The organism is Nocardia testacea NBRC 100365, assembly GCF_000308775.1.
GTDB classification, from domain to species: domain Bacteria; phylum Actinomycetota; class Actinomycetes; order Mycobacteriales; family Mycobacteriaceae; genus Nocardia; species Nocardia testacea.
Map to the genome: position 1 here is coordinate 136,636 of NZ_BAGJ01000088.1, position 22,724 is coordinate 159,359.

Annotated in this window: 23 protein-coding genes and 1 tRNA gene; 16 read left to right on the forward strand and 8 right to left on the reverse strand. The window is 67.2% G+C overall.

All coding sequences use genetic code 11. The annotated features are described in order from the left end of the window. Positions 1-51: 51 nt before the first annotated feature. The 8 genes from ON38_RS12335 (at position 52) to ON38_RS12370 (ending at position 6,492) form a co-directional block, all read left to right on the forward strand. A complete protein-coding gene (locus ON38_RS12335) occupies positions 52-1,122 on the forward strand; it encodes an ABC transporter substrate-binding protein (RefSeq protein ID WP_157181739.1) in 1,071 nt (356 codons plus the stop codon). Then, positions 1,103-2,197, forward strand: coding sequence for a FecCD family ABC transporter permease (locus ON38_RS12340; protein ID WP_039824867.1), 1,095 nt, complete (start codon positions 1,103-1,105; stop codon positions 2,195-2,197). Before ON38_RS12335 ends, ON38_RS12340 begins: the two co-directional genes overlap by 20 nt. Then, positions 2,184-2,939, forward strand: coding sequence for an ABC transporter ATP-binding protein (locus tag ON38_RS12345; protein ID WP_039824938.1), 756 nt, complete (start codon positions 2,184-2,186; stop codon positions 2,937-2,939). Before ON38_RS12340 ends, ON38_RS12345 begins: the two co-directional genes overlap by 14 nt. Next, complete coding sequence (locus tag ON38_RS12350) at positions 2,936-3,559, forward strand: hypothetical protein (RefSeq protein ID WP_039824868.1); 624 nt, start codon at positions 2,936-2,938, stop codon at positions 3,557-3,559. Before ON38_RS12345 ends, ON38_RS12350 begins: the two co-directional genes overlap by 4 nt. Continuing rightward, entirely contained in the window at positions 3,552-4,175 is a 624-nt protein-coding gene (locus ON38_RS12355; protein WP_039824869.1) for a hypothetical protein, read from the forward strand. The genes ON38_RS12350 and ON38_RS12355 overlap by 8 nt, the downstream gene beginning before the upstream one ends. Positions 4,176-4,186: 11 nt before the next feature. Continuing rightward, positions 4,187-4,690 carry a hypothetical protein gene (locus ON38_RS12360; RefSeq protein ID WP_039824870.1) on the forward strand — a complete coding sequence of 168 codons (504 nt, stop codon included), beginning with the start codon at positions 4,187-4,189 and terminating at the stop codon, positions 4,688-4,690. A gap of 117 nt (positions 4,691-4,807) precedes the next feature. Beyond that, entirely contained in the window at positions 4,808-5,179 is a 372-nt protein-coding gene (locus tag ON38_RS12365; RefSeq protein ID WP_039824939.1) for a VOC family protein, read from the forward strand. Beyond that, the gene (locus ON38_RS12370) at positions 5,176-6,492 is read left to right on the forward strand and encodes a cryptochrome/photolyase family protein (RefSeq protein ID WP_039824871.1); all 1,317 of its coding nucleotides are present in this window, start codon (positions 5,176-5,178) and stop codon (positions 6,490-6,492) included. The genes ON38_RS12365 and ON38_RS12370 overlap by 4 nt, the downstream gene beginning before the upstream one ends. A gap of 52 nt (positions 6,493-6,544) precedes the next feature. On the opposite strand, the gene ON38_RS12375 is transcribed toward ON38_RS12370, so the two are convergent. After that, positions 6,545-7,642, reverse strand: a complete 1,098-nt coding sequence (locus ON38_RS12375; protein WP_039824940.1) for a DoxX family protein — start codon at positions 7,640-7,642, stop codon at positions 6,545-6,547. A 477-nt stretch (positions 7,643-8,119) separates the two neighbouring features. Here ON38_RS12375 and ON38_RS12380 point away from each other — a divergent pair, with 477 nt between their 5' ends. After that, positions 8,120-9,088, forward strand: a complete 969-nt coding sequence (locus tag ON38_RS12380; RefSeq protein ID WP_039824872.1) for an Acg family FMN-binding oxidoreductase — start codon at positions 8,120-8,122, stop codon at positions 9,086-9,088. Between the two features lie 43 nt (positions 9,089-9,131). Here the strand turns inward: ON38_RS12380 and ON38_RS12385 are convergent, their stop codons facing one another. Beyond that, on the reverse strand, positions 9,132-10,058 hold the full coding sequence (locus ON38_RS12385; RefSeq protein ID WP_039824873.1) for a D-isomer specific 2-hydroxyacid dehydrogenase family protein: 927 nt from the start codon (positions 10,056-10,058) through the stop codon (positions 9,132-9,134). A gap of 109 nt (positions 10,059-10,167) precedes the next feature. Next, entirely contained in the window at positions 10,168-10,992 is an 825-nt protein-coding gene (locus ON38_RS12390) for an SDR family oxidoreductase (protein ID WP_039824874.1), read from the reverse strand. Between the two features lie 165 nt (positions 10,993-11,157). Between ON38_RS12390 and ON38_RS12395 the strand changes: the two genes are divergently transcribed. From ON38_RS12395 to ON38_RS12405, 3 genes are all read left to right on the forward strand, one after another. Next, positions 11,158-11,242, forward strand: a tRNA-Leu gene (locus ON38_RS12395). A gap of 109 nt (positions 11,243-11,351) precedes the next feature. Next, entirely contained in the window at positions 11,352-11,810 is a 459-nt protein-coding gene (locus tag ON38_RS12400) for an AbrB/MazE/SpoVT family DNA-binding domain-containing protein (RefSeq protein WP_051164649.1), read from the forward strand. Next, positions 11,807-12,880 carry a tyrosine-type recombinase/integrase gene (locus ON38_RS12405; protein WP_039824875.1) on the forward strand — a complete coding sequence of 358 codons (1,074 nt, stop codon included), beginning with the start codon at positions 11,807-11,809 and terminating at the stop codon, positions 12,878-12,880. The genes ON38_RS12400 and ON38_RS12405 overlap by 4 nt, the downstream gene beginning before the upstream one ends. Positions 12,881-13,633: 753 nt before the next feature. Here the strand turns inward: ON38_RS12405 and ON38_RS12415 are convergent. The 3 genes from ON38_RS12415 to ON38_RS12425 all read right to left on the reverse strand — a co-directional run bounded on the left by ON38_RS12415 (position 13,634) and on the right by ON38_RS12425 (position 16,367). Beyond that, positions 13,634-14,119: a hypothetical protein gene (locus ON38_RS12415; protein WP_039824877.1), complete on the reverse strand. Its 486-nt coding sequence runs from the start codon at positions 14,117-14,119 to the stop codon at positions 13,634-13,636. Between the two features lie 404 nt (positions 14,120-14,523). Continuing rightward, positions 14,524-15,312, reverse strand: coding sequence for a hypothetical protein (locus tag ON38_RS12420; protein WP_157181740.1), 789 nt, complete (start codon positions 15,310-15,312; stop codon positions 14,524-14,526). Between the two features lie 530 nt (positions 15,313-15,842). Beyond that, positions 15,843-16,367 carry a hypothetical protein gene (locus ON38_RS12425; protein ID WP_039824879.1) on the reverse strand — a complete coding sequence of 175 codons (525 nt, stop codon included), beginning with the start codon at positions 16,365-16,367 and terminating at the stop codon, positions 15,843-15,845. 549 nt (positions 16,368-16,916) lie between these two features. On the opposite strand from ON38_RS12425, the gene ON38_RS12430 reads away from it, so the two are divergent. The 3 genes from ON38_RS12430 (at position 16,917) to ON38_RS12440 (ending at position 19,114) form a co-directional block, all read left to right on the forward strand. Beyond that, positions 16,917-17,432 (forward strand): hypothetical protein, encoded by a 516-nt coding sequence (locus tag ON38_RS12430; RefSeq protein ID WP_039824880.1) that lies wholly within the window; start codon positions 16,917-16,919, stop codon positions 17,430-17,432. 286 nt (positions 17,433-17,718) lie between these two features. Continuing rightward, positions 17,719-17,919, forward strand: a complete 201-nt coding sequence (locus ON38_RS12435) for a hypothetical protein (RefSeq protein ID WP_039824881.1) — start codon at positions 17,719-17,721, stop codon at positions 17,917-17,919. A gap of 154 nt (positions 17,920-18,073) precedes the next feature. After that, a complete protein-coding gene (locus ON38_RS12440) occupies positions 18,074-19,114 on the forward strand; it encodes an AcrVA2 family anti-CRISPR protein (RefSeq protein ID WP_039824882.1) in 1,041 nt (346 codons plus the stop codon). A gap of 65 nt (positions 19,115-19,179) precedes the next feature. On the opposite strand, the gene ON38_RS12445 is transcribed toward ON38_RS12440, so the two are convergent. Continuing rightward, complete coding sequence (locus ON38_RS12445; protein WP_039824883.1) at positions 19,180-19,587, reverse strand: hypothetical protein; 408 nt, start codon at positions 19,585-19,587, stop codon at positions 19,180-19,182. A 581-nt stretch (positions 19,588-20,168) separates the two neighbouring features. Here ON38_RS12445 and ON38_RS35970 point away from each other — a divergent pair. After that, positions 20,169-20,444, forward strand: a complete 276-nt coding sequence (locus tag ON38_RS35970) for a hypothetical protein (RefSeq protein ID WP_157181741.1) — start codon at positions 20,169-20,171, stop codon at positions 20,442-20,444. 523 nt (positions 20,445-20,967) lie between these two features. On the opposite strand, the gene ON38_RS12450 is transcribed toward ON38_RS35970, so the two are convergent. Continuing rightward, a complete protein-coding gene (locus ON38_RS12450) occupies positions 20,968-21,894 on the reverse strand; it encodes a hypothetical protein (RefSeq protein ID WP_039824884.1) in 927 nt (308 codons plus the stop codon). Between the last annotated feature and the right edge of the window lie 830 nt (positions 21,895-22,724).

Sequence of the window (22,724 nt, forward strand, 5' to 3'; positions counted from 1 at the left end):
GCACGGCGGTGGAAGCGGAGCTTGCCGCCACGGCGATGGATGGTCGCCGGCATGATCGGGGCGCTCGCGCTGACCACCGGGTGCTCGACCCGGGAAGCGCAGACCGAGGACGCGGCCGCCACCGGCGCGCTGTCCATCGTCGATCAGCGGGGTGAGACCGTCACATTGGACGGTCCGGCGGACAAGGTGGCGTTCACCGTGATGCCGGCGCCGTCGATCTTCGCCGCGGTCGACCGCGGTTACGACCGCATCGTGGGCATCAATCAGTCGACCCTGGTGGCGAACCGGGGCGGCATGTTCGCCACCATGTTCCCCGATTCGGCCGATTCGGCCGTCGTCGCGGGCAACGATTTCGTGCCGAATGTGGAAACCCTGCTGCAACTCGACCCCGATGTGGTGGTGCAGTGGGGCGACCGGGATTCCGAGGTCACCGCGCCGATCGAGGCGGCGGGTTTCCCTGTGGTGGGCCTGAAATACGGTACCCAGGACGATCTCGAACAGTGGATCACCCTGTTCGCGCAGATCGCGGGTAAGCCCGAACGCGGCCGGGAACTCGTCGACTGGCAGCACACCGAACAGTCCGAGATGCGCGCCCAGGTGGCGGCGCAGACGGCACCGCGGCCCCGCGCGATGATCCTGTCCCGCACCGGCGACACCTACAGCACCACCAGCGCCAAGGGATACGACGGCTTCCAATTCGACCTCGTGGGCGCCGACCTGGTGACCAAGGGCTTCGTTTCCGAGTCCGGGCAGGTGAGCCCCGAGCAGATCCTGGCCTGGAACCCCGAGGTCATCATGCTCAGTGGATTCGACCAGAGCACACCCGCCGATATCTACGCCGATCCCCGGCTGTCCGGTGTCAGCGCGGTGCAGAACAAGCGCGTCTACAAGACCCCGCTCGGCGGTTACCGGTGGCAGGTGCCGAGCGCGGAGTCCCCGCTGATGTGGCAGTGGATGCACCGGATCCTGTACCCCGCCGCGCGTGACGGGCAGTTCCGCGCCGAGATCCGGGCCGCCTTCGACGACCTGTTCGCGTACCGCATCTCCGACGAGGAGATCGATCAGGTGCTGCGTCTGGACCTGAACAAGGACGCCGCGGGTTATGACCAGTTCCTCCGCTGACCAGGCGGCGGTCGCGGCGCCGGAAGTTCCGGCGCCGCGCCGCGCGCGCTTCGACAAGCGCCTGCTCGCGATCCCGGGCTTCCTGGTCCTGCTGATCGTGGTGGCGCTCGCCGCGCTCGCGGTGGGCCGCTACACCGTGCCGCCGAACGAGATCGTGCGCATCCTGCTGGGCCAGGTGTTTCCGCTGGAACAGACCTGGTACGCGCAGGAACGCACCGTGGTGCTGGATGTGCGGCTACCCCGGGTGCTGCTGTCGATCCTGCTGGGTGCCGGCCTAGCGCTCACCGGCGCGGTCATGCAGGCCGTGTTCCGCAATCCGCTGGCCAGCGCCCAGGTGCTGGGTGTGTCCTCGGGTGCCTCCTTCGGCGGCGTGCTGATCCTGCTCGCCGGATTCGGTGGCGCCGCACTGGTCGGCGGGGCCTTCCTGGGTGGCGTGCTGGCGCTGGTGCTGGTGGTGGCGATCGCCCGGGCGGTACCCGGCGCGCCGCTGCTGATGATCGTGCTCGGCGGCACCGTGGTGGGCGCGATGTTCCAGGCGATGGTCTCGTTCATCACCTATATCGCCGACCCCTACAGCGAACTGCCCTCGATCGTGTTCTGGCTCATGGGTTCACTGGCGACGGCGACCTACTCCAAGGTGCTCACCGCCGCGATCCCGATCGTGGCGGCGGGCGTGGTGGTGCTCGCGCTGCGCTGGCGGCTCAATATTCTCGCGATGGGCGACGAGGACGCCACCGCACTGGGCCTGAACCCGGCGCGGCTGCGCAATTTCCTGCTGCTGTGCGTCGCGCTGATCACCGCGGGTTCGGTCTCGGTCGCCGGGGTGATCGGCTGGGTCGGCCTGGTGGTCCCGCATCTGGTGCGCATGATGGTCGGCACCGACAATCGGATGGTGCTGCCGGTCAGCGCATTGCTCGGGGCCGCCTATCTGACTCTGATCGATACCCTCTCGCGCACCCTGAGCACCGCCGAGATCCCCATCGGTATCCTCACCGCCATCATCGGCGCCCCGTTCTTCGTGATGTTGCTGATCCGCAACCGTTCCCGCCTGTGGGGTGCCGATGCTCGAGGCTGATTCGCTCTCCTACCGCTATTCGACCAAGGGGCCGTGGATCTTTCGCGGTGTCTCGGTCCGCGCCGCCGCCGGCGAGGTGTTCGCCGTGCTCGGACCGAACGCCCGCGGCAAGACCACCCTGCTCAAATGCCTGGCGGGCCTCATCCGGCCGGTGTCCGGTTCGGTCGAAGCCTCCGGCCCGGTGGGTTATGTCCCGCAGAGCCATTCGGTCGTGTTCTCGTTCTCGGTGCTCGATATCGTGCTCATGGGCCGGGCCCGCACGGTGAAGATCTACCGCACTCCCACGGCCGTCGATCGCGCCGCCGCCCGCGAGGCGCTGCGCCGGGTGGGCGTATCGCATCTCGCCGACCGCGACTACACCGCACTCAGCGGAGGCGAGCGGCAGCTGGTGCTCATCGCCCGGGCGCTGGTCTCCGACTGCGACACCATCGTGCTCGACGAACCCGCGGCCGCCCTGGATCTGCGGAACCAGGCCCAGGTACTGACCGTTCTCCGCGCGCTGGCCGACGAGGGGATGGCGGTCGTGATGACCACCCACCATCCCGATCACGCCCTGCACGTGGCCGAACGCTCGATGCTGATGGTCGCCGCCGACGATCGGCGTCTCGGTCCGACCCGCGAACTGCTGACCGGCGCACTGCTGTCGGAAATGTACGGCGTGCCGATCGTCACCGCCGATATCGAGACACCGAGCGCGGTCCGGCGGCTCACCGTGCCGGATTTCGGGCGGGGGATCTCGTGACGGTACTGAAAGCCGTGATGGCACCGCGCACCGGCGAGTACGCCGGGAGATTTCGTGAAGTCGACGTCTACGACCTGCCAGGGGAGTGCACCGGCGAAGTCACCGGTCTCTACCTGACCGGCGACGTGGACCAGGAATACCTGGCCGGACAGCGGCCGCTGCTCGATTCTTTCGCCGGGCGCGGCGGGCGGATCGTGGTGAACGGGCATGTGCAGCGGGTTTTCCTCGACGGGCTGACGAGATGGCGCAAGCTGGAGTTCCGCAATCCGCGCGACCTCGCGTTGACGCGGGTGAGCGAACATCCGGTGTGGGCCGGCACCGATCCGAAATCGTTCCTGTACAACACCGGCACCCGCGGGCCCGTCCCGTTCGCGGAACTGGAACGTATCGGTGTCGCCGGATTCTACGGGCGCGGTTGCTATCCGGACCTGCCCGAGCAGGCCCGGATAGTCCACACCATCGGCCGCACCCGCGCACCGATCGACTACGACTACCCACTCGGCGCCGGCCGGGTCCTGGTCCACGGCGGCAACGATCTGCTGCAATTCGCCGGCGCCGACCGAGGTACCGCGCGGCTGCTCCCGCAACTGCTGCGCTGGCTGGAGGGCGACGATGACTGATCTCGATTCCGGTATCGCCTTCCTGCACGGCGGCAGCCACGCCCAGCTGGCCACCCTGGCCGATCCCGCTCTGGCGCCCTACCGGATCCGGCCGGTGCACGTGCGCACCGGTACCCCGCGGGAGATCGCGGCAGCCGAGGTGATCGTGGTCGCCGACCGCCTCCGCCCGGATCTGCTGGGGCGGTGGACCGAGACCGTCCTCGCCGGGCTCGCCCGGGGCGCGACCGTGCTCGTATTCGGTGAGAACCATGCCGGCCAGTGGCTGCCCGGGGTGCGGGAAGAGCCCCGGCCGACCGTGTTCTGGTGGTGGCGCACCGGCGAGGACCACCGGCTCCGGAAACAGGCACCCGACCATCCCGCCTGGGAATTCTTCGCCGATCGCGCGGTGATCTGGCACTACCACGGGGTGCTGGAACCGCCGCCGGGCGCGGTGAGCCTGGTCGACCTGCACACCGAGGACGGCCGCCGCGACGGCTCCGTCCTCTATATCGATGAGAGTTCCGCCGCGGGCCGGCTGCTCGTCACCACGATGGATCCGGTGTACCACCACGGCTCCGGTTTCATGCCGGGAGCGACCCAACTGCTCTATTCGGCACTGCACTGGGCCACCAGGTAAAGAGAGAAGCCATGCTGACAGTTCTCGAAGCCGGGACGCCGATCGAGGTCTCGTTCGCCGACCTGATGAAGTACCACGGCACCGAGTTCCCCGGTGGCGTCGCGCACGCGTACTGCGCCATGCGACACGCGGTTTCACTGCTGGGCACCGTGGAGCGACGTGAGGTCGCGGTCCGCACCGCCTTCCCCGGCCCGGGCGGCCGCGACGCGATCGAGATGGCCCTGCGCGCGGTGACCGGTGACCGTTTCGCCGTCGTCCCCGAACTCGCGGCCACCGAACGCGGCCCCGTCCTGGCGCGCTACGTCTGGGAATTCACCTACCGCGACCGGACCGTCCTACTGCGTTTGCGGGACGCGGGATTCGTCACCGGCGAATTCATCGCGCTCGGCGCGCGGCGCGACCGCGACGCGGCCGACGACGCCCGGCTCACCGTATTGAAGCAGGAGATGACCGAGCGTCTGCTCGCCGGCGCGGTGGGCGAAGTCTACGAGGAGGCGCCACCGCCGACGCGCTGACGCGCATCCCCTCCGGACTCGAACAGTCGCCCTACACTCGGCGCGCAGTGCGTGCCGGTTTTCCGAATGTGGACCCGGGTACGCAATCGGTATCACATGCGGAAGGAGGGCCGATCCATGGCGGCCGACGGGGTAGAGGGATTGCGGACGGTAGTACTGGACTGCCCGGATCCGTGGAAACTCTCCGAGTTCTATCTGGGATTGCTCGGCGGGGAAGTGGTACGTGCGGAAAGCGACGACACCTGGGTCGCCATGGTCGACCCGCAGGGCCGGCGCCTGGCGTTCCAGTTGTCGCCGGAGTACCGGCCGCCCCGGTTCCCGGATCCGTCCGGCTCGCAGCAGGTCCACTTCGATGTGCTGGTGAGCGATGTGGAGGTCGCCGAACCGGCCGTGCTGGCTCTGGGCGCCACATTCGTCCACGCGGAGGAGACGTTCCGGGTCTACACCGACCCGGTCGGACACACGTTCTGCCTGGTCTGGTTCGCGTGACCACGGCGGCGGTCGCCGTCTTCACCCGCGATCTGCGGGTCCGGGACAATCCGGTGCTCACCGCGGCGCACCGGGAGGCCGATACGGTGGCTCCGCTCTTCGTCCTGGACGAGGCCATCCTGTCCGGCCGCTCCTGCCCGCCCAATCGCGCGCATTTCCTGGCGGCCGCGCTGCGCGAACTCGACGACGAACTGCGCGCACTCGGCGGCCGGCTCGTCGTCCGCGCCGGAGACGTCGCCGAGGAGGTGGCGCGGGTGGCCGCGGCGGCAGACGCCCCAGTGGTCCACATCGCCGCCGATGTCAGCGCCTACAGCCGTCTCCGCGAGCGGCGGCTGCGCGATCGGCTGGCGCGCGACGGTCGCGAACTGCGGGTCCACCGCGCTTCGCTGACCGTCGTACCGCCCGGCGATCTGGTGCCCGCCGGTAGTGATCACTTCGCCGTGTTCACGCCCTATCTGCGGCGCTGGACCGGTGAGCGGCGCCGGGAGCCGCTGCGTGCGCCGCGCCGCCTCGAACTGCCGGAGATCGCGGCCGGGTCGCTACCGGAGCCGGGCGAGCTCGGTTCGGGGGAGCCCTCTCCGGAATTATCGGTGGGCGGGGAGACCACAGGCCGCAAGATGTTGCGTGACTGGCTTTCCCACCACCTCGACGGGTACGCGTCCGGCGGGGACGATCTCGCCGCCGACACCACCTCCCGGCTGTCCCCCTACCTGCATTTCGGCTGCCTCTCCCCGGGGGAGGTGATTCGCCGCGCCGGTGATTCCACCGAGGGGGGCGCCGCATTCGTCCGGCAGGTCGCCTGGCGGGACTTCCACCACCAGGTCCTGGCCGCCCGGCCGGGCGCGGCATGGACCGACTACCGTGCCCGGGATATCCGCTGGCGTGACGACGAGCAGGCGTTCGAGGCCTGGCGGGAGGGCCACACCGGTATCCCGATCGTCGACGCCGGTATGCGGCAATTGCGCGCAGAAGGCTGGATGCACAATCGCGCCCGCCTGATCACCGCGAGTTTTCTCGCCAAATCGCTGCGGGTGGACTGGCGGGCCGGTGCGCGGCATTTCCTGTATTGGCTGGTCGACGCCGACCTGGCGAACAACCAGCTCAACTGGCAATGGGTCGCCGGAACCGGCAACGACACCCGCCCCAACCGGGTGCTCAATCCGCTGCGCCAAGCCGACCGCTACGACCCGCACGGCGACTATGTGCGGCGCTGGGTCCCCGAACTCGCCGATATCGAGGGCCGGGCGATCCACCGGCCGTGGCGGCTCGCCGCCGACTATCCGGCGCCGATTGTCGAGTTTCCCGGGATGTGACGCGACCGGGCCCGGACCGCACGGTCCGGGCCCGGTCGCGTTCGCCGTCGGCTCAGCGATGCTTGGCTTTCGCGGCCTTCTTCTTGGCCTTGGCCTTCGCCTTGTCGGCCTTCGCCTTCGCCTTGGCCAGCTCCGCGCGCTGCGCCTTCGCCGCGGCACCGAGCTCGCCCCCGCGGTGCTTGGTGTAGTCGGCGAGTTCGGCGGCACGGTGCTTGGCCGCCTCGGCCCATTCCGGGCCGCGGGACTGGGCGGTTTCGGCGAGTTCACTGCTGCGGTGCTTGGTGTAGTCGGCGAGTTCGGCGGCACGGTGCTTGGCCGCCTCCGCCCACTCCGGCCCCCGGCTCTGCGCCGTTTCGGCGAGTTCACTGCTGCGGTGCTTGGTGTAGTCCGCCAGCTCGGCCGCCCGGTTCTTCGCCACGGCGGCCCATTCGGGGCCGCGGGTCTGGGCGGTTTCGGCCAACTCGGCACCGCGAAGCTTCGCGATATCGGCCCAGTCCGCACCCCGTTTCTTGGCGGTGTCCGCCCACACCGGACCACGCTGCTGGGCGATCTCGGCCAGCTCCGCCCCGCGGCCGGCCGCGGAACCCGCCAGATCCCGGCCCCGGTCGGCGGCCTGGTGCAGTTGCTGCCGGACGGCCTCGCCCGTACCGCCACGGGCCGACGAACCCACCGGGAGCGCACCGCCGACAGTGGCGGCGGCCCGGCGGGCCGCGCGGCGACCCCGCCAGCCCAGCGAGGGCTTACCCGCCGTATCCGACGCCGCGATCATCAGGCCCCCGAGCAGGCTCACGTCCTTGAGGAAGGCCGTCCGTTTCGCGGCGCGGCGTTCGGGATCGTTCTCGGCCCAGAAGTTCTGTTCGGTTACCGTCGCCGGAACCACCGTCGCCGCCAGCGCCAGCGCCGCCGGGCGCGGTGCCTTGCCGAGCGCCAGCAGGGCGCCCCCCGCGATCTGCACGGCCGCGGTCACCCGCACCAGAGTGCTCGGATCGGCGGGCAGGTTGCCCGCGATATCGGACGGCAGCGATTCCTTCCCCTTGTGGACCAGAGTCGATGCTTCCTTCACCCGTGATTCCGGATGCATCAGTGTTTCGACTCCGTTGACGACGAACGCACTCGCCAGCAGGGGGCGGGCGAACCGGCGTAGCAGCATGATGTGCATCCCTTTCTTCGGTGTTTCGCATCTGTCACAGCTGGTCACCAGGGGCAGGAGGCCAGAGTACTGCCGATCTACCCGGCTTCCGGGCCGGGAAACAGAACCGGCCGCTTCGTGTCCACCCGGACCGGCCCAGGCTCCGGAAGCGAATTACCGGTAACCGAATATTATGTGACCGGGGTCACATAAATGAATTCCATCGTACTATCGTGACCAGCTGCGATATCGAATCATCACCCGCCGTGCGTGATTCGCCACCGCGCCGCGCCGCCCTACCGGAGATCCTCCGGCAAATCTTGCCGACGGCCGTGCCGCGGGCGTGCGCACTGTCTACCCTCGATGGCAGGGAGTCCATATCGCAGGCGGCCGGCCTTCTCGCCGGCGGCGCCGCGGTGTCGGGTCGCGCTCTTCGCGACCACCCGGCCCCGGAGCCGGAAATTCGCACATCGCTCGTCATCGGAAGGACGCATGACAATGCCCCGCACGATCCCGGATCGTGAGGCCACCGATATCGCCCTCGGACTGGCGGTCCGCGCGCCGTCCGTGCACAACACCCAGCCCTGGCGGTGGCGGTCCACCGGCTCCGGTATCCAGCTCTTCGCCGATACCGGACGGCAGCTGCTGGTCACCGATCCCTCGTTGCGCTCGCTCGTCGTGAGTTGCGGGGCCGCGCTGCACCATATGCGTGCTGCCCTGGCGGCGCTCGGCTGGGCCTCCGCGGTGGACTACTGCCCGGACCCCGGCGACCCCGGCCATCTCGCCACGATCCACGCCACCCGCCGGCCGCCCACCGACGCCGAGATCGAACTGGCCGCGGCCATCCTGCTGCGCCGCACCGACCGCCGCCACTATCTGCCCAAGCCGATCCCGGCCCGGTATATGCGTTCCCTCGCCGCACAGGTATCGGCCCGCGGTGCCGCGGTCCGGCAGGTCCCCGACACTCTGCTGCCCCGGCTGGCCACGCCCATGCGGCACGCGGTCGCCGAGCACGCCGGCGACCGGCGGTACCGGGCGGAGATCGCCTACTGGAGCGGACGTGACCGGCTCACCGACGGGGTGCCGTCCCGGAACGCCCCCGCGCCCCGCCCGGCCGGTGAGATCCCCGTGCGCACCTTCGCCGATCCCGCCCTGCTGGATCCGGCGAACCATCCGGACGCCGCGCAATGGCTCGTCGTCGGCACCACTCGCGACGACCGGCGTGCTCAACTCCGGGCGGGGGAGGCCACCAGCGCGCTCCTGCTGACCGCCACCGAGCTGGGGCTGGCCACCAGCGTGCAGACCGAACCCCTCGGCGTGCCCGACGCACGGCAGGAGATCAGGACCGGTCTGCTCCACGACTGCGCGTACCCCCAGGCCATGGTGCGGGTCGGCTGGAGTTCTCGCGGCGCCGCGCCGTTCACCGAAACCCCACGCCGCCCGATCGACGAGGTACTCGAGGTGTGATCCGCCCCGCCGTGAGGACGTCTTCCTTCTCGGTCCGGCGGGGTCAATAGCCCCGCGCGGTATCGATGAGCGACAGCAGCGCTTCGCCCGAGGAGAAGCGCTCCACATTGGCCCGCACATGCTCGGCCAGCAGCCCGGGCAGCCCGTTGGACGGATTGGCCAGGTGCGGGGTGATCACCGCATTGGGCAGCGACCACAGCGGGTGTCCGTCCGGTAATGGTTCCGGATCGGTGACATCCAGCGCCGCGCCCCCGATGGTCTCCGCGCGCAGCGCCCGCACCAGCGCATCGGTATCGATCAGCGACCCCCGCGCGATATTCACGATCCAGGCCGCCGGTTTCATCCGGGCCAGCGCGTCGGCGTCGACGAGGTGCGCGGTGTCGGCTGTCGCCGGTGCCGCGATCACCACATGGTCCGCACGCGAGAAGAGTTCGGCGTTCCGGCTCGCGTCCACCGTTTCGACCGCGCCGGGTACCGGCGTCCCGGACCGGGTGGAGGCCAGCACCTGCGCCCCGAACGCGCGCAGCAGCGGGATCATCGCCCGGCCGATACCCCCACAGCCGATGATGGCGACAGTGGCCCCGCGCAGCGTCCCCACCCGCGCCTCGAACTCGGCCTTGCGCCACGATGCCGCCCGCGCCTGTTCCCCCAGTCCCCGCACACCTGCCAGCAGCAGCAGAACCGCATGCTCGGCCACACTCGACGCGTACGCACCGGCCGCCGAGGTCCAGACCCGGCCGTCGTCGATCAGCCCCGCCGCGAACCACCGCTCGACCCCCGCACTCGGCAACTGCACCCACCGCACCGCGTCCGGCAACCGCTCCGGGAACGAATCGGGCCCGCCATTCCACACCACCGCCTCGGCATCGCCCAACGGCACCAGCCGGCCACCGCCCGCCTCGATTCCCCGGGCGAGGGCAGGGTCGAACTCCGGACCCAGGTGGACAGCGGGGACTCTGGTGTGCGGCACAGTTCACTTCCGAAGACGTCGGGGCTGATGGCCGCATCATCATCCGCCGGCGCGGGCGTCGTCAACAATTGCCTTCACCCCGACCGGGACGCCGGCCGCCGACCGGCCCCTAGGACAGGTTTCCGGAGGCCAGCGCCCGCACCCCCGCCACGGTCCCGCCGTCGACCAGCAGATCGACCCCCGAGATGAAACTCGACGCCGGGTCCAGTAGGAAAGCCGCCGCGTGCGCGATATCGTCCGGCGTCCCCAACCGCCCGGTCGCCGACGCGTTGACCATCGCCCGCATCGCCGCGCCCGATTCCCCGTCCAGCTCCTGCCGCCCCATCGGCGTCGAGATCACCCCTGGGCTGATCGAATTGAGCCGCGCCCCGCGCCGCCCCCACGCGACCGCCGCGGCCTGCACCCGCGCCACATTGCCCCGTTTCGCCACCGCGTAGGCGATCCCCGGATGGGCCTCGCGGTCCAGGAACGGCAAAGCCAGCAGTTCCGCCGCCGGCGTATACGCGAGCGCCGCGACCTGATCCTCCGGCAGCGGCGCCAGATACGCCGACATGCTCGCGATCACCACCCCCGCCCCGCCCTCGGCGACCACACCCTCGAAGGCATCCAGCACCAGCGCCGTCCCCAGCAGATCCACCTCCAGCACCGCCTTCGTCACCGCCTGGGTCGGCGACACCCCCGCGGTGTGCGCGAGATGAGTGACCCGGCCCGCTTCCCCGGCCGCCTCGGCCAGCGCCGCCACCGACCCGGCATCCGAGACATCGACGTGCAACCCGCGCACCTCGTGCCCCTCGCCGGCCAGCACCTCGACCACCGCGTCCAGACCGTCCTTGTCGAAATCGGCGATCAGCAGCCGCCGCCCACCCCCGACCCGGCGCGCGATGGCCCGCCCCATGCCCCCGACTCCGATAACGACCGCGACGTCCTGACCCACCTGGCGCTCCTCACCGCGACTGCTCCGCTGCGCACCACAATCTACCCACGCGCCGCAGCCCCCGAGCCGAAATTCGTCACCCGCTGACAATGGACCGGAAAACCCCAGGTGGCACCCGCGATTTTGCCCCGGTGGCGGGATCCGATACTCTTGCTGAGCACACCGGTCCGGGTGGCGGAATGGCAGACGCGCTAGCTTGAGGTGCTAGTGCCCGTTATAGGGCGTGGGGGTTCAAGTCCCCCTCCGGACACTTTTTTGCTGCATTTGTGCCCCAGAAACCGTGTCCGTGCACTGCCTGGACACCCATTTTTCCGTCACCGCCGTGACCTGCGGTTTCACCCCGGTCGGGGGTGAAAATTGTGACCAGTGACACACTGCGGCCGCTGGTTCCTTCCTTCACCGACCGGCGCGGAATCGGCGATCCGTCCGTCTTCGCGTCGGGTCCCGCGCTGCCGATGGCGACCCTCGAGGAACCCGTGCGATCGAGGGCCGTGCACCGCATCCGGCCCGTCGATACCAACGGCCGCGTCGTCGACAAAGCCATCGTCGCCGCCCTGGACTGGCACCCCGGAGACCTGCTGTCCTGGCGTGTGACCGGCGGTCTGGTCCTGATCACCCGGCCCAGCTTCGGCCGCCGCGGCGTCACCAAATACGGCCACATCTCGATCCCGGCAGCCGTCCGCCACGCCGCCGGAATCCGCATCCACGACCGCGTCCTGCTCGCCGCCGACCCCGATCAGGCCCTGCTGGTCGTCTATCCCGCCGAGGTCCTCGACGACATCCTCGCCCGCCGCTTCGCCGAAGGAGCACCCCGATGAGCATCGGAACCCAGGCCGATATCGCCGCCGTGCAGATGATGATGGAACGCTTCGGCCTCACCGTCGCCGACCTCGGCACCGCGGCGCCGACCGAGACCGCGCGGCTCGCACCGACCTTCGCCGAGTTCATCCCGGCCGCGATCGACCGGATGCCCGCGGGCCGCACCCGCGACCACTACTGCACCTACTGGAACAAGATCCTCGCCCAACCCGGTTGGGGTGAGAGGCGACTCGACGAACCCACCACCGCGGACCTGCAGGTGCTGTGTGAACAGATCCGCGCCGCCCGGGTGATCCGTCGCTCCGACCGCGGCGGCAACGAGGTCGTGCGCCACGTCATCGACGCGCTACGGAAGCTGTACAAGCACGCCGAAGACGGCCGGCTCATCGACCCCCGCGACAACCCCGCGACCCGGCTGACCAAACCCAAACGCACCCGCTCCAACCGCCGGGCCCTGCCCACCGATCTGTTGGCGCAACTCGTCGAGGTCGCTGCCACCACCGGTAACGACCCCGAACTGGACAGCCTGATCCTGCGCCTGCACACCGAAACCGCCTGCCGCCGCGCCGGAGCACTGGCCCTGAGACCGCAGGACCTGGACCCGGTACAGTCGGTGATCCTGCTGCGGGAAAAGGGCGGGACCCAGTTGTGGCAACCGATCTCACCGACGCTCATGCAAGCTTTGTGCCGGCACGCCGAACAACGCGGAGCACCCGCCTCCGGCCCACTGCTGCGCGCGCGGAACGGCACACCGATCACCCGCCGCCGCTACAACCACCTGTTCGAACGACTCGGTAAACACCTCCCATGGGTGCTCACCCACGGGATCTCCATCCACTGGCTGCGTCACACCACCATCACCTGGGTCGAGCGCCACTACGGCACCGCCGTGGCCCGGGAATTCGCCCGTCATAGCCAAACAGGTGGGGGAGTGACCGGTATCTACACCACCGCCACCATCACCGAAGTCGCTCTTGCTGTCGCGCACCTCACCGGCGAACCACACCCACTGGCCACCGAGTCTTCCGATCGCCACGGGTCTTCACGGAGTCCGGCTCAGCGCGAGTAAGAGATTCACGTCGGATCGTCGCCGAGACGGCAGGGGCGAGTTCGACATCAAGATGTCGGTTCCGCAACCTCGGCGTCCCCTCCAGCTCGGCGGGCGGGGACGCCGGGGCCCCTTACGACCGACTGGCAAGCTCGACTTCTTCGCCTGAGCGCAAAAGGGCGGTGCGCGTGTTCATGAACAGCTCGCGTTCAGTGCACGATTTGTGAACACTGGAGGAGAGCAGCGACCGGGCAGTATCGGTCCCGAGTTACACCTCCTCAGAGTGTTCAAAAGAGGATCGGTTGATGAACATCAGTTCAGGCGGACGGGTGGGAGATGGCCCCGCAGACCCGGCCCGCCGGTCAGGTTTCCGACACTGCCGCGAAACGCTCGGACAGACGGCCCGGGTTTTCCAGAGCGGATTCCAACCACAGGACGGGTGTGAGCCGATGCGTTTGCCGTGGTCCGAGACCTCTCATGGTCGGGAAGTTCCGGATACCGGCCGGATGCTTCAGCTTGATCCACCGGCCACCCAGCCGACGTCGCAATGTCTCGCCGAGGTACCACGCCGCACCATCCCTCAGTCTGCGGTGTCCCGGCTCGGAGAGTTCGGCCGGGCCGTCCACCGATCGGCGTAGTACCTCCTCGAGAGCAGGGAGGGAGGCCGGATCGAAATCCCATACGCCACCGGCACCGAAATCGGCGACCCAACCCGGAAATCCCGTCTCCTGCTCCTCCAGCCAGCTACGGAGAGCCTCTGTTTCCTCACGAGGATCATCGGCCCATCGTCCGCTGCTTTTCCGGCTGCCACAACCGGTCGCTACCACGGTATGACTCGACAGCACGCGCCCAGCGGTCGTAGGCTCCGGTCAACCGGTCACCGGACCGAGCGGTCACGACATCGACCAGCAACTCGACGGGCGCGACCGGATCCAGTGCGAGCACCGGATCCGCGGAAGCGACCGGCCCGTAGGCCCCATCCAGAGCTGATCGGGTCTGTCCCCACACCCACTTCCCTCCCGCCGCCCGCATGAGGGTTTCACCGATATAGGCGGTCAGGCCGTCGACGAACTGCCCCGGCCCCGGCCGCCACAAATCCTCCGGTCCGGCGAACCGCTCCAATACCTCGCGCTCCAACTCGACCAGCGAGCGTCGAGAGTGATCGAACCGGACACCACTGCCCTTCAGATCGATATCTCTCAACCCGAGCAGGAGAAAGAAGATCCTGTCGTGCCAGGACCGAAGAGGATCCGGCGTCATCGCAACCTCGCTACCCCATCAAACCGGTCTTCCACGCGATATCCACCTCTCGACCCGGGCGCCATCCGCACACAGACCATACTGAACACCTGACGGATCCGCCCGGCACCGGCTTCGACGCACTCCACCCGCTCACACCACGCTCCTGGAAGCCCGACGAACCGACCCGGACCGCCGGTGCTGTCTCGAATCCTTGGTAACGAGACCGCGCCCCGCAACCACCCCGCCCACCGACACCGCAACTGACTACAGCGCCTTGCGGCCAAGCGAACTGTCCACGCGCCCCCGCTGCTCCGAGTGTTCATAAAAAGGCTATTCATAGACCGCTGAAGATCAATAATCATCTATGAGCAGCGATGATTATCCGTTCGAGTGTCCAGGAATGCATCGCTAGCTACCCGGCGTCACGCGTTAACCCGCGAACGTTCCCAGTAGAGCTGGAAGCCTTTCTGGGTCAACAACCAGGCGCCAGCAAGCGCCTCTGCAAGCAACTCCTTGTCTCCGGAAATCCGACGAAACTTCTTGCCATCTGCAGTTGTCACGATCTCCGCTGGCTTCAGAAGGTGCGGCCAGCCAAGCCCATGCGCATGGCCAGAATGAGCGCGCCAGTGGTGCTTGAGGGCAGCCGCAGCTCCTTCGTCTTTGGGGTCTACATACTCGGCGGCGTACGCGACTATCGCGGTGTCCTCGGGGATCTTCTCGCAGTTCTTGCTAGCGCCCAGCTTGATCCCCATCTGCCTGGCGATCCCTTTGACCTCATCGACTGGTGCCTGAACTTGGGCTCTGAGCTCAGCTTTGGTGGTGGCCGGAATATTCTTGCCCAGGCTGCTGCTCAGAAGCTGCTCGCCATCGTTTCGGAGGTACCGGACGTCTTCGTACGCAACCCAGAGCGCGTGTTTTCGTCGATCTTTCTGCCCTTCTGGCGCGAGTATCCACACCGTTCTCGCGCTGGCGAACAATGCAGCGCGGGCAAGGGTGTACTGAGCCATAGGCCTGGGCCCCGCATTGATGAGGCTCTGGTTCAACAGGTCCAGGTGGTCGGTCGCTGATAGGAGGCCTTGCCATGCCATCTGGCTGACCGGCCAATTAGGGCACATCTTGTCGGCCTCGAAGAGCAGGCTTCCCGGCTCGGGACTGTGTGGGTGCCCTATCCACTCCACCCACTGTGGAAGATCTCTGGCGAGAGTGTCCATCCGGTCTTCCCGCTGAGGAGTAAGCCCTGCTCTGGTGCTCATGAGCAGCAAATCGCTTGGACCCACAGTTTCGATACAGACATCCAAGGTCGGCATGCCCTTGGATGGGCGTCCGCTGCCGTGCACTGGAGTCACGAAATCTTGGTTTTGAGACGGCTCACGTGTTCATGCGGATGGCCTGGTTCCACGCCCGGGGCGGGCCCCGAATGCAAGCGTTTCGAGAGGTGGCGGATCTGGGGCGTGAGCAGCCCGTGAGCAGCCCGTGAGCAGCCCTCGCAGTGCCAGTCGTATGCGATTTTGATGCGCTCCCTAGCCGGGCCGTATGCGATTTTGATGCAGCTCACTGTGCTCGGCTGGCGCGATCACGCTGGTGGCGGCGCTATTCCTATAGTGATCTGATGCGATTTTGGTGCGGATCCTGTGAGTGTTCTAGCGCAAGTCTGTGTAGTATTGGTGCCGCAAGATGCAATAGCGTCTTTGAAGTGGACCCGGCAGCCATCCGGACGGTTGGTGAGCCGGGTTTCGCGTATTTAGACGAGTTTGCGGACGTCGGTGATGATCGGGTCCACCCGAGGGCGCCACTCTCCACCCTTCATCACGCACCATGCCACTGCGTCCGACACCCAGAGCAGTGGTTCCATGTGCGGTTGCAGGTGCTCGTAGACCAAGGTGTCCGCGACGTCGAATTTCCGGACTGCCGTATAGAGGACCCTGCGGTCACTGGCCACGAGCGAGTCGTCCTGCTCGATGGTGATCCGCTGTGCACCGACTTCGGCCAGATCCTCGACAGCTGCGGTCAGGCAAGCCGCTCGGGCCTCGACCGCACTCTTGATCCGGGTCGCGTCGTACACCGTGACAGTGACCTCCAGCTCGCACAATGTCGAACAGATCGACCGCCGGCGCGGGTCGCTCTCTTTCGTGAAGTGGATGCGGCGCTGACCCTTCGCCCGCTTCTCCTGCAGCTCTTGACGTGCCTTCTTGAGATGGCGCGCTTCGGCGACGGTCGAAACGACCAGCAGCCCGTTCTGCTTGGTCTCGTCAACGAAGGCGCGCATAACGCGCCCGCCTCGGGGTGACCGGCATTACGGCAACAACCCCGAGCGCAACCGGTGCTGCACACGGCTTCTCGGGCGAACCCGCTTTGAGCGAGTCCAGGAGACCGGTTAGGGTCGCCATGACACCTCCTTGACCTGGGTTTGTCTGCGCACGGCGTAAACGATGAGGTGTCGAGCCCCGTGCCCCACCTCGGACCAGGGGGGTGGGGCACAACCTCGGCGGACCGCCGAATCTCTACTGCCCAGCGACTCTAATCGCCCACGGCGCAACGTCATACTCCGTTCCGGGCGCTAACAATCAGAGTCAACCGCTTGGTCTTCCGCGAATTCGCAGGTAGAAGGCCATTGATGCGACGCACGGCTGCAGTTTCCTCCCACGCATGAGTATGAGGATCATCACGTATGAGCGGTCTTGTATTGACTTCCAAAAGAACCGCTGTTTCGCGCTGATTTGCAGTAAGGCAGCACTTTCAAGGCAGCTCAAACTTAGGAACTTTTCTGTCAAAGTAAGTTTGACAGTATTTAGAGGGTTCGCGTAGAAATCGAGGTATGAAGAAGGTGGGCCACGCCGAAATGACGCGACTGATGACCACGCTGCCCAAAGACGAGGAAATCGGTGCGGCGGTGTCCGACCTCAACATCGCGCTGTTACGGCGCTGCCGGGATGCCGCAACAGAATTGATGGAGCAAGCCAGCGGAGGCGGCCGGCTCCCGGAAATGACCGTGGACCAGCGCGCTACGTACCTGGCGTTGATTCAGCTCCGGCTCATGGTCAAGATCGGCTACAACCTGCTGGGTGCTGTCGCCGAAGCCCGCGCCGCGAAAGCCACCTGGGAACAGATCGCCGCGATCTTCGGCACCACCCGTCAAGCTGCCTACCATCGATGGAACGGCCCCATACGCCAGATGACCCGAGGCGCAGAAGGATCCACCGCGGACGCCACCGCCCCCCTCGAAGCCATCGACGTCTACGACCCCCCCGAAAACGACACAACCCCCTCCCGGCACAGCCGACGATCGCGCATCATCGCCCGCCGTGCCGCCGATGGCTACAACGACGACTGACCGAACAGGCTCTCGTTCTCGAACCGCCGCCCCTTACCGGGCCTCGAAGCCGAATGCCTTGGCGAGGTTCCCGCATTGCTGGAGGGGCTCTACCGAACCGGCTCGGCGCGTCGGCCCGGACCGTCATACTTTGGTTATGGGGATCGAGTCGCCACGAAGGCATGCACGCGGGGGACGCCTGGGCGGTACCAACGTGAAGGGGTACACCCGCTTCACCGACAGGCCCGCACCAAGGCGGGGCGGCGGCCGGTCACCGTACTACCCCGGATCGCGCAGCGCCTCGGTCATGCCGACCCTGTGGGCCCTCGGCGCGCTCCTGGTCGGCGGGATTCTCGTGCTGGTCGTACTGACCGTCACCCACATGGATTCACCCGTCGAACGCACCGAGGGGCCTGTCGCGCCGTCGACGGTCGTGCCCGCGAAACCCGCTGTCCCGCCCGAAGCTGCAGCCCCGCCGCCGGCGTGCTTCCCCCTGGCGCCCTGCTGACGGCAGCCGTCTCGATCAGCCCCGGCGTTTGTGAGACCCAGCTTCTGACGAAGCTCAGGCCGCTGCCGGGGAGAGCTGCTGTGATGGGTGAGTGTCGCCTACCAGCTCTTCGGCCGAGAATCCCGGCCGCCCTGTCCAATCAGCGAAACAGGCGGTGGCCGTCGCTGCGACCTACGCCAAGGCCACCTCCGCGCTACTCGCTGACCAACGCAGCGAATCTCGACTGGCTGCGATTATCGACCGGCTCACCGCGGGGACGCGGGGCTGGGCGCCTCTGACCACAGCAGACAAAGAGCAGCTCGCCCGCGCTGTCGGAGAACATGGGCCGACGGTGGTGGACACCCTGCACGACATCGTTCTCGCGGCCGAGAACGTGCGGACGTGGAAGCAGACCCAGGTGGTGTACCGGGTACATCCGGAACTGGCGCTGCATCTCACCGACACCGCGCCCGGTACCGAGATTCCCTGGCAGGTATTCCGCCGGCTTCCGCATCCGGATCCCTTCGTGGTGTTTCCGACGCCACTGCCTGCTCCGCACGCGACGAAAGCGCCTATGGCTGAACCGTCGGTCTACGTTGGGATGCTCGTGACCGGCTACGCCGGCGGGTTCATGCGCTGCTCGACCTCTGATGAGGACCTGCGGTTTCTGTGTGTAGACCTCGTCGGGCGCGTGCACCTGGTTGGCAGCGAGCCTCATTACGCCTGGTACAGCATCCACATCCCCTGCCACGACGAGACTTCCACGGTTGAGGAGATGATCCGCGCAATGGGGCACGTCCTGCGCGGCGCTGACCCGGACCGAACTCCCGACCAGCGTGAAGTCGAGGCTTACCGTCTCGTACTGAGCCTGCTGCTGTACCTGTGCAGCGACCGCGGTGACGTGCGGAGCTCTCGCGGTGCCGGACCGAAGAACGCCCGGCCTCGCCGCGGTTCCGCCACTACGGTGATCGACGTCGGATTCGACATCGGTCCCAAACTCTCTGCGGCTCGCACACCCAGGGCAGAGACTGCGGCCGCGCCGACTGGGCGGGCGGTTCGGCCGCACATCCGGCGGGCTCACTGGCATACCTACTGGACCGGCCCCTGGGATGTATCTACGCCGCACATCCGGCGGGTTCACCCGACCCTTGTCCACCGCGCCGAGTTCAAGGCGCGACCAACTGTCATCGACGCTCAGAACCAGCACACACCCTGACTATCGGGCGACCCGAACTCAGTCGTTCTCTGTGCGGGTACTGCCGCAACCTCTACGAGTGGGATTTACCGGCGCGGCGTCAGCGTCCCAGTCCGCCAGTACTCGCCCATCGCGGCGAAGGTTTCCGGCTCGGGCATACCTTCGGAGCGGAGCTGGAACTCCACGCCGCGGATCTTGACCAGGGTGCAGTAGTGGCCCTTTTTGAACAGCACATCGCCAGGACTCAGGGTCGTGGTCACTTCGTCGTTGGCCGCCGCCTCGCCCAAGTACTGGACGATCTCGTCCTCGGTGGGCCGCACACCGCTCCATGCCAACACGTACCCGGCCCCGGTCAAGGTGGGCCACAGTCGGAAGGCAAGGCACTCGGCCAATGGGCCCTGGGTACCGCACAGCACGTGCAGGACCCGTCCGAGAACCTCGTAGGTGTGGGGGTCGTGGCGACGTGACCGCGGGCGGCTCTCAGCTGTCGTCATGCTGGGCGATCTTCCTCGTCCGGTCGGCTCGGGCCCAGGTGCCGCGCCGGGCCGCGGTCGTACGAGGGCACGCAGAACGCCGGACTTCACCAACGCGGGGATCCGCCGCCGACCTCGTATAGGGGTCCGGGAACATCCACGAGAAAAGTCACGCTAGAGCGTTGCCGCAGGATAGTCGCGCACTATGTGCGGCAGTGTGGTCGGTGACCGGCGGCCCGAAACTCACCGCCTACGCCGCTTTCGCGATCTCCGGATAGCGGGACCGGTCGAAAACTGCACAAGTCCACCGATCGCACAGAGCAAGTCACGCTTTGTACCGAAGTCGGACAGTACGACTTCGGTACATTATTCCAACGTTACGAAATTCCAGGCGGGGTCCCCTGTGCCGAAAGTGCCGAACCCGGCGGCTTCCTGGGGATATGGTCGTTTGACGGTGAGCTTTCCGTTCAGTTACCCTTCGGAGGCGCGGCGCAACACCTGTGCCCTCAGCCAGCTCCAACCAACCTTGGTTGGAGCTTTTTTTCGTTTCCAAGGCCTCCGGCGTTCCGCGTCGGGGGCCTTCGTCGTTTCAGGAGGTTCGAGTGTCATTCGATGTCGGGTCCGTTGCCGCTGCCGGTGGCTGGACGGTTTTCTGGCTGCAGCTGCCCGCGACCGTATTGGTGATCGCGGTCATCGTCGTGGGACTGGCTGCGATCCTGCGGGCCCGCCCCGAGGATGTGCCTGCGGTCTTCCGGGCATTCACTGCAGCGTTTGGAAATCAGCCGGCGCAGCCAAAAGTTCGTCGGCTCCTCCCACGGCGTCGACGTCCCAGCACTACTCAAACCCGCCTTTCCGACACCACCGGGGAGCACGTGTGACCCGTCATTCGCCAGTGGAGGACCGGGTCGGCCGAGCGGTCGTCGATCGGGACTCACGCCGCCGGGCCGAGGAACTGCTCACTACCGCAACGAGCGATGAAGCAGTGATGAAAAACCTGCTCTGGATGCTGGAACGGATCGATCTGAAAAGGCCCGAGGACCCTCGTGACAGACAATCAGTCGATCCCCGAACCGTTCGGATGGTCAGGCACCTTGCTAGTGCTCTACGTAACAGAGAACTGCTCGCCCTCCTGGTTGAGGACCAGTCGGTACTGTCCCGACGCTGCCGAGAATGCGGCAGCGACCTCACTCCCTTGAGGCTGGCGAAGAAGAGTCCCCGTGGCCGCCGACTGGAATACTGCCGTCCCGCATGTCGGCAAAAGAGCTATCGCCGAAGGTTGAACCCCAATCCCGGCTCGAAGCCCTCATCCATGAGGGTCTGGCTGGCCGAAGCCCTGCAAGAGACAGTTGAGCGACTGGTACGGGCAGAGTCCCAATCGCTCCGGGACGAGATGGGGGTCTTTCAGCATGCTGCGACGAACGGCCAGCAGGGGTGTTCCTCGGGTGCGGGTGTGCGGGCCGGGTAATCGGTTGGTGCTGGCGCGGGAGGCGCCACGGACATTACGTGCGCTACCTCAGGGTCCGCTGGTGCAGGCTGGACGGTTTCCTGGTCGCTGACAGCGGCGTCCTTGTTGTCCTGCTGCTGTATAGACCAGATTCCGCCTCCCAACACGACGACCATGACTGCAGCAGCGAAGGCCTGCCACCGTGAAGAACGGACCGGTACGCGAATCGCGGGCGCAGATGCGGGAGTTCTCGCCGCAGCGGGCGCCGAGTGGACGATGTGGTGGGGTTCCGGCCGAGGTGTATCCGGGGCGACCGGGGCCTGCGCCGGCGGTAGCACTGTGGGTTCTGGCCGGATCTCCTGCCGTGGTGGCTGTTCGCTCGCAGTGGGTGCCTCGGCGGGTTCTGTCTGCGGGTTGTGTGGATCTCGGAGTTGGCCGCGGGTGATCGTCACGTATCGCACCTCGATATCGCCGCGACGCCGGATACGCCAGCGTCCGGTGCTGTACCAGTCGCTGTACTGTCCTTTGCCGCCGTGGTGCTCGCCGCCGCAGATACACACGCACTCCCACACCGTATGCGCGTAGGCGTTCTGGCAGCTGTGGGTGCAGTCCTCCATCGTGGCCGAGGTGTGTAACCGCATCTCGATCTCGCCGTAGCGGTCGGCCATCGCCCGGGCCAGGGGCAGCATGTGTTTCGAGCTGAGTTCCCACATCTTGAGCCCGTCGCGGTGTACCGGTTTGAGATGGATCCGGCCCAGCGTCGCCCGGATCCACGGTTCGTTCGAGCGCCCCTGGTACGGGAGGTAGGCATACAGCTTGGTTGTCGGCTTACCGTCACCGTCGACCCCGGTGATCACGCGCTCCACCCACGGTTTCCCCTGCATTCCGACCCCTACCTCAGCACGCCGCGGCGAAGGGATAGCACGGGTGGGACTCGTCGACCGTGGGTTGTGTGACCCCGAGCTGGCCCGACCGGTCAGCAGCTGGCGCCACCACTGCGGGGATCGTTGGTCTATACCCCGGTTCTTCGGAATCTTGCCCGCCGGCCAGGAATGCCGCAGTGAGGGCGAATAGGCCCCCACCAGCCAGAACTACCAGCGTATGGAATGAAGAGCTGCCGCGGGAACGGCGGGTATGGGCGCGGACAGGCCGGCCGTTTCGAAGGTGTGCGCGTACACGAGTCGTCATGGCCACGCAGTATCGCACGGCGCTCCGACACAAATGTCGAGTTGATCTTGTTGTGCTGCAACATGATTCGAACTCTCCCCCTCGAACCGCTGATCTGACGGTAGTCCCGCGCGAATTGCTTGTGTAAGTGCATCGGTACTTGCACTTGTACTTACATGCGATAGCGAAGTAGGCTCGGCCGGAAGCCTTGTGCGGGCAGCGGTCCGCCGGCTGAAGCTGAAAAGAGGTGCGGGAGGTGAAGTACGCGGTCGCGAGTTCGACGCTGCGTGGGAATTCACCGCGACCCTGCCCGCGGCGGCCGGCGCCGGCGCTGGTCTGCGTGCCCCGGGAAAGCCGCGCGGAGCCGACTCGCCGCCCTCGGAGGGCATGAATATGGCCACCGCCCTACGTGCTGCACACGGTTTCTCCACATGTGCCTGTGATCACGAGGCCGCGGGCCCCCATGACCACACCGGAAGCCGCCCCGCGGCACCCTGGAGAAGTGCAAACCGGCAGCTCCTCGGCGCGCCTGTGACTGCACGCTCGC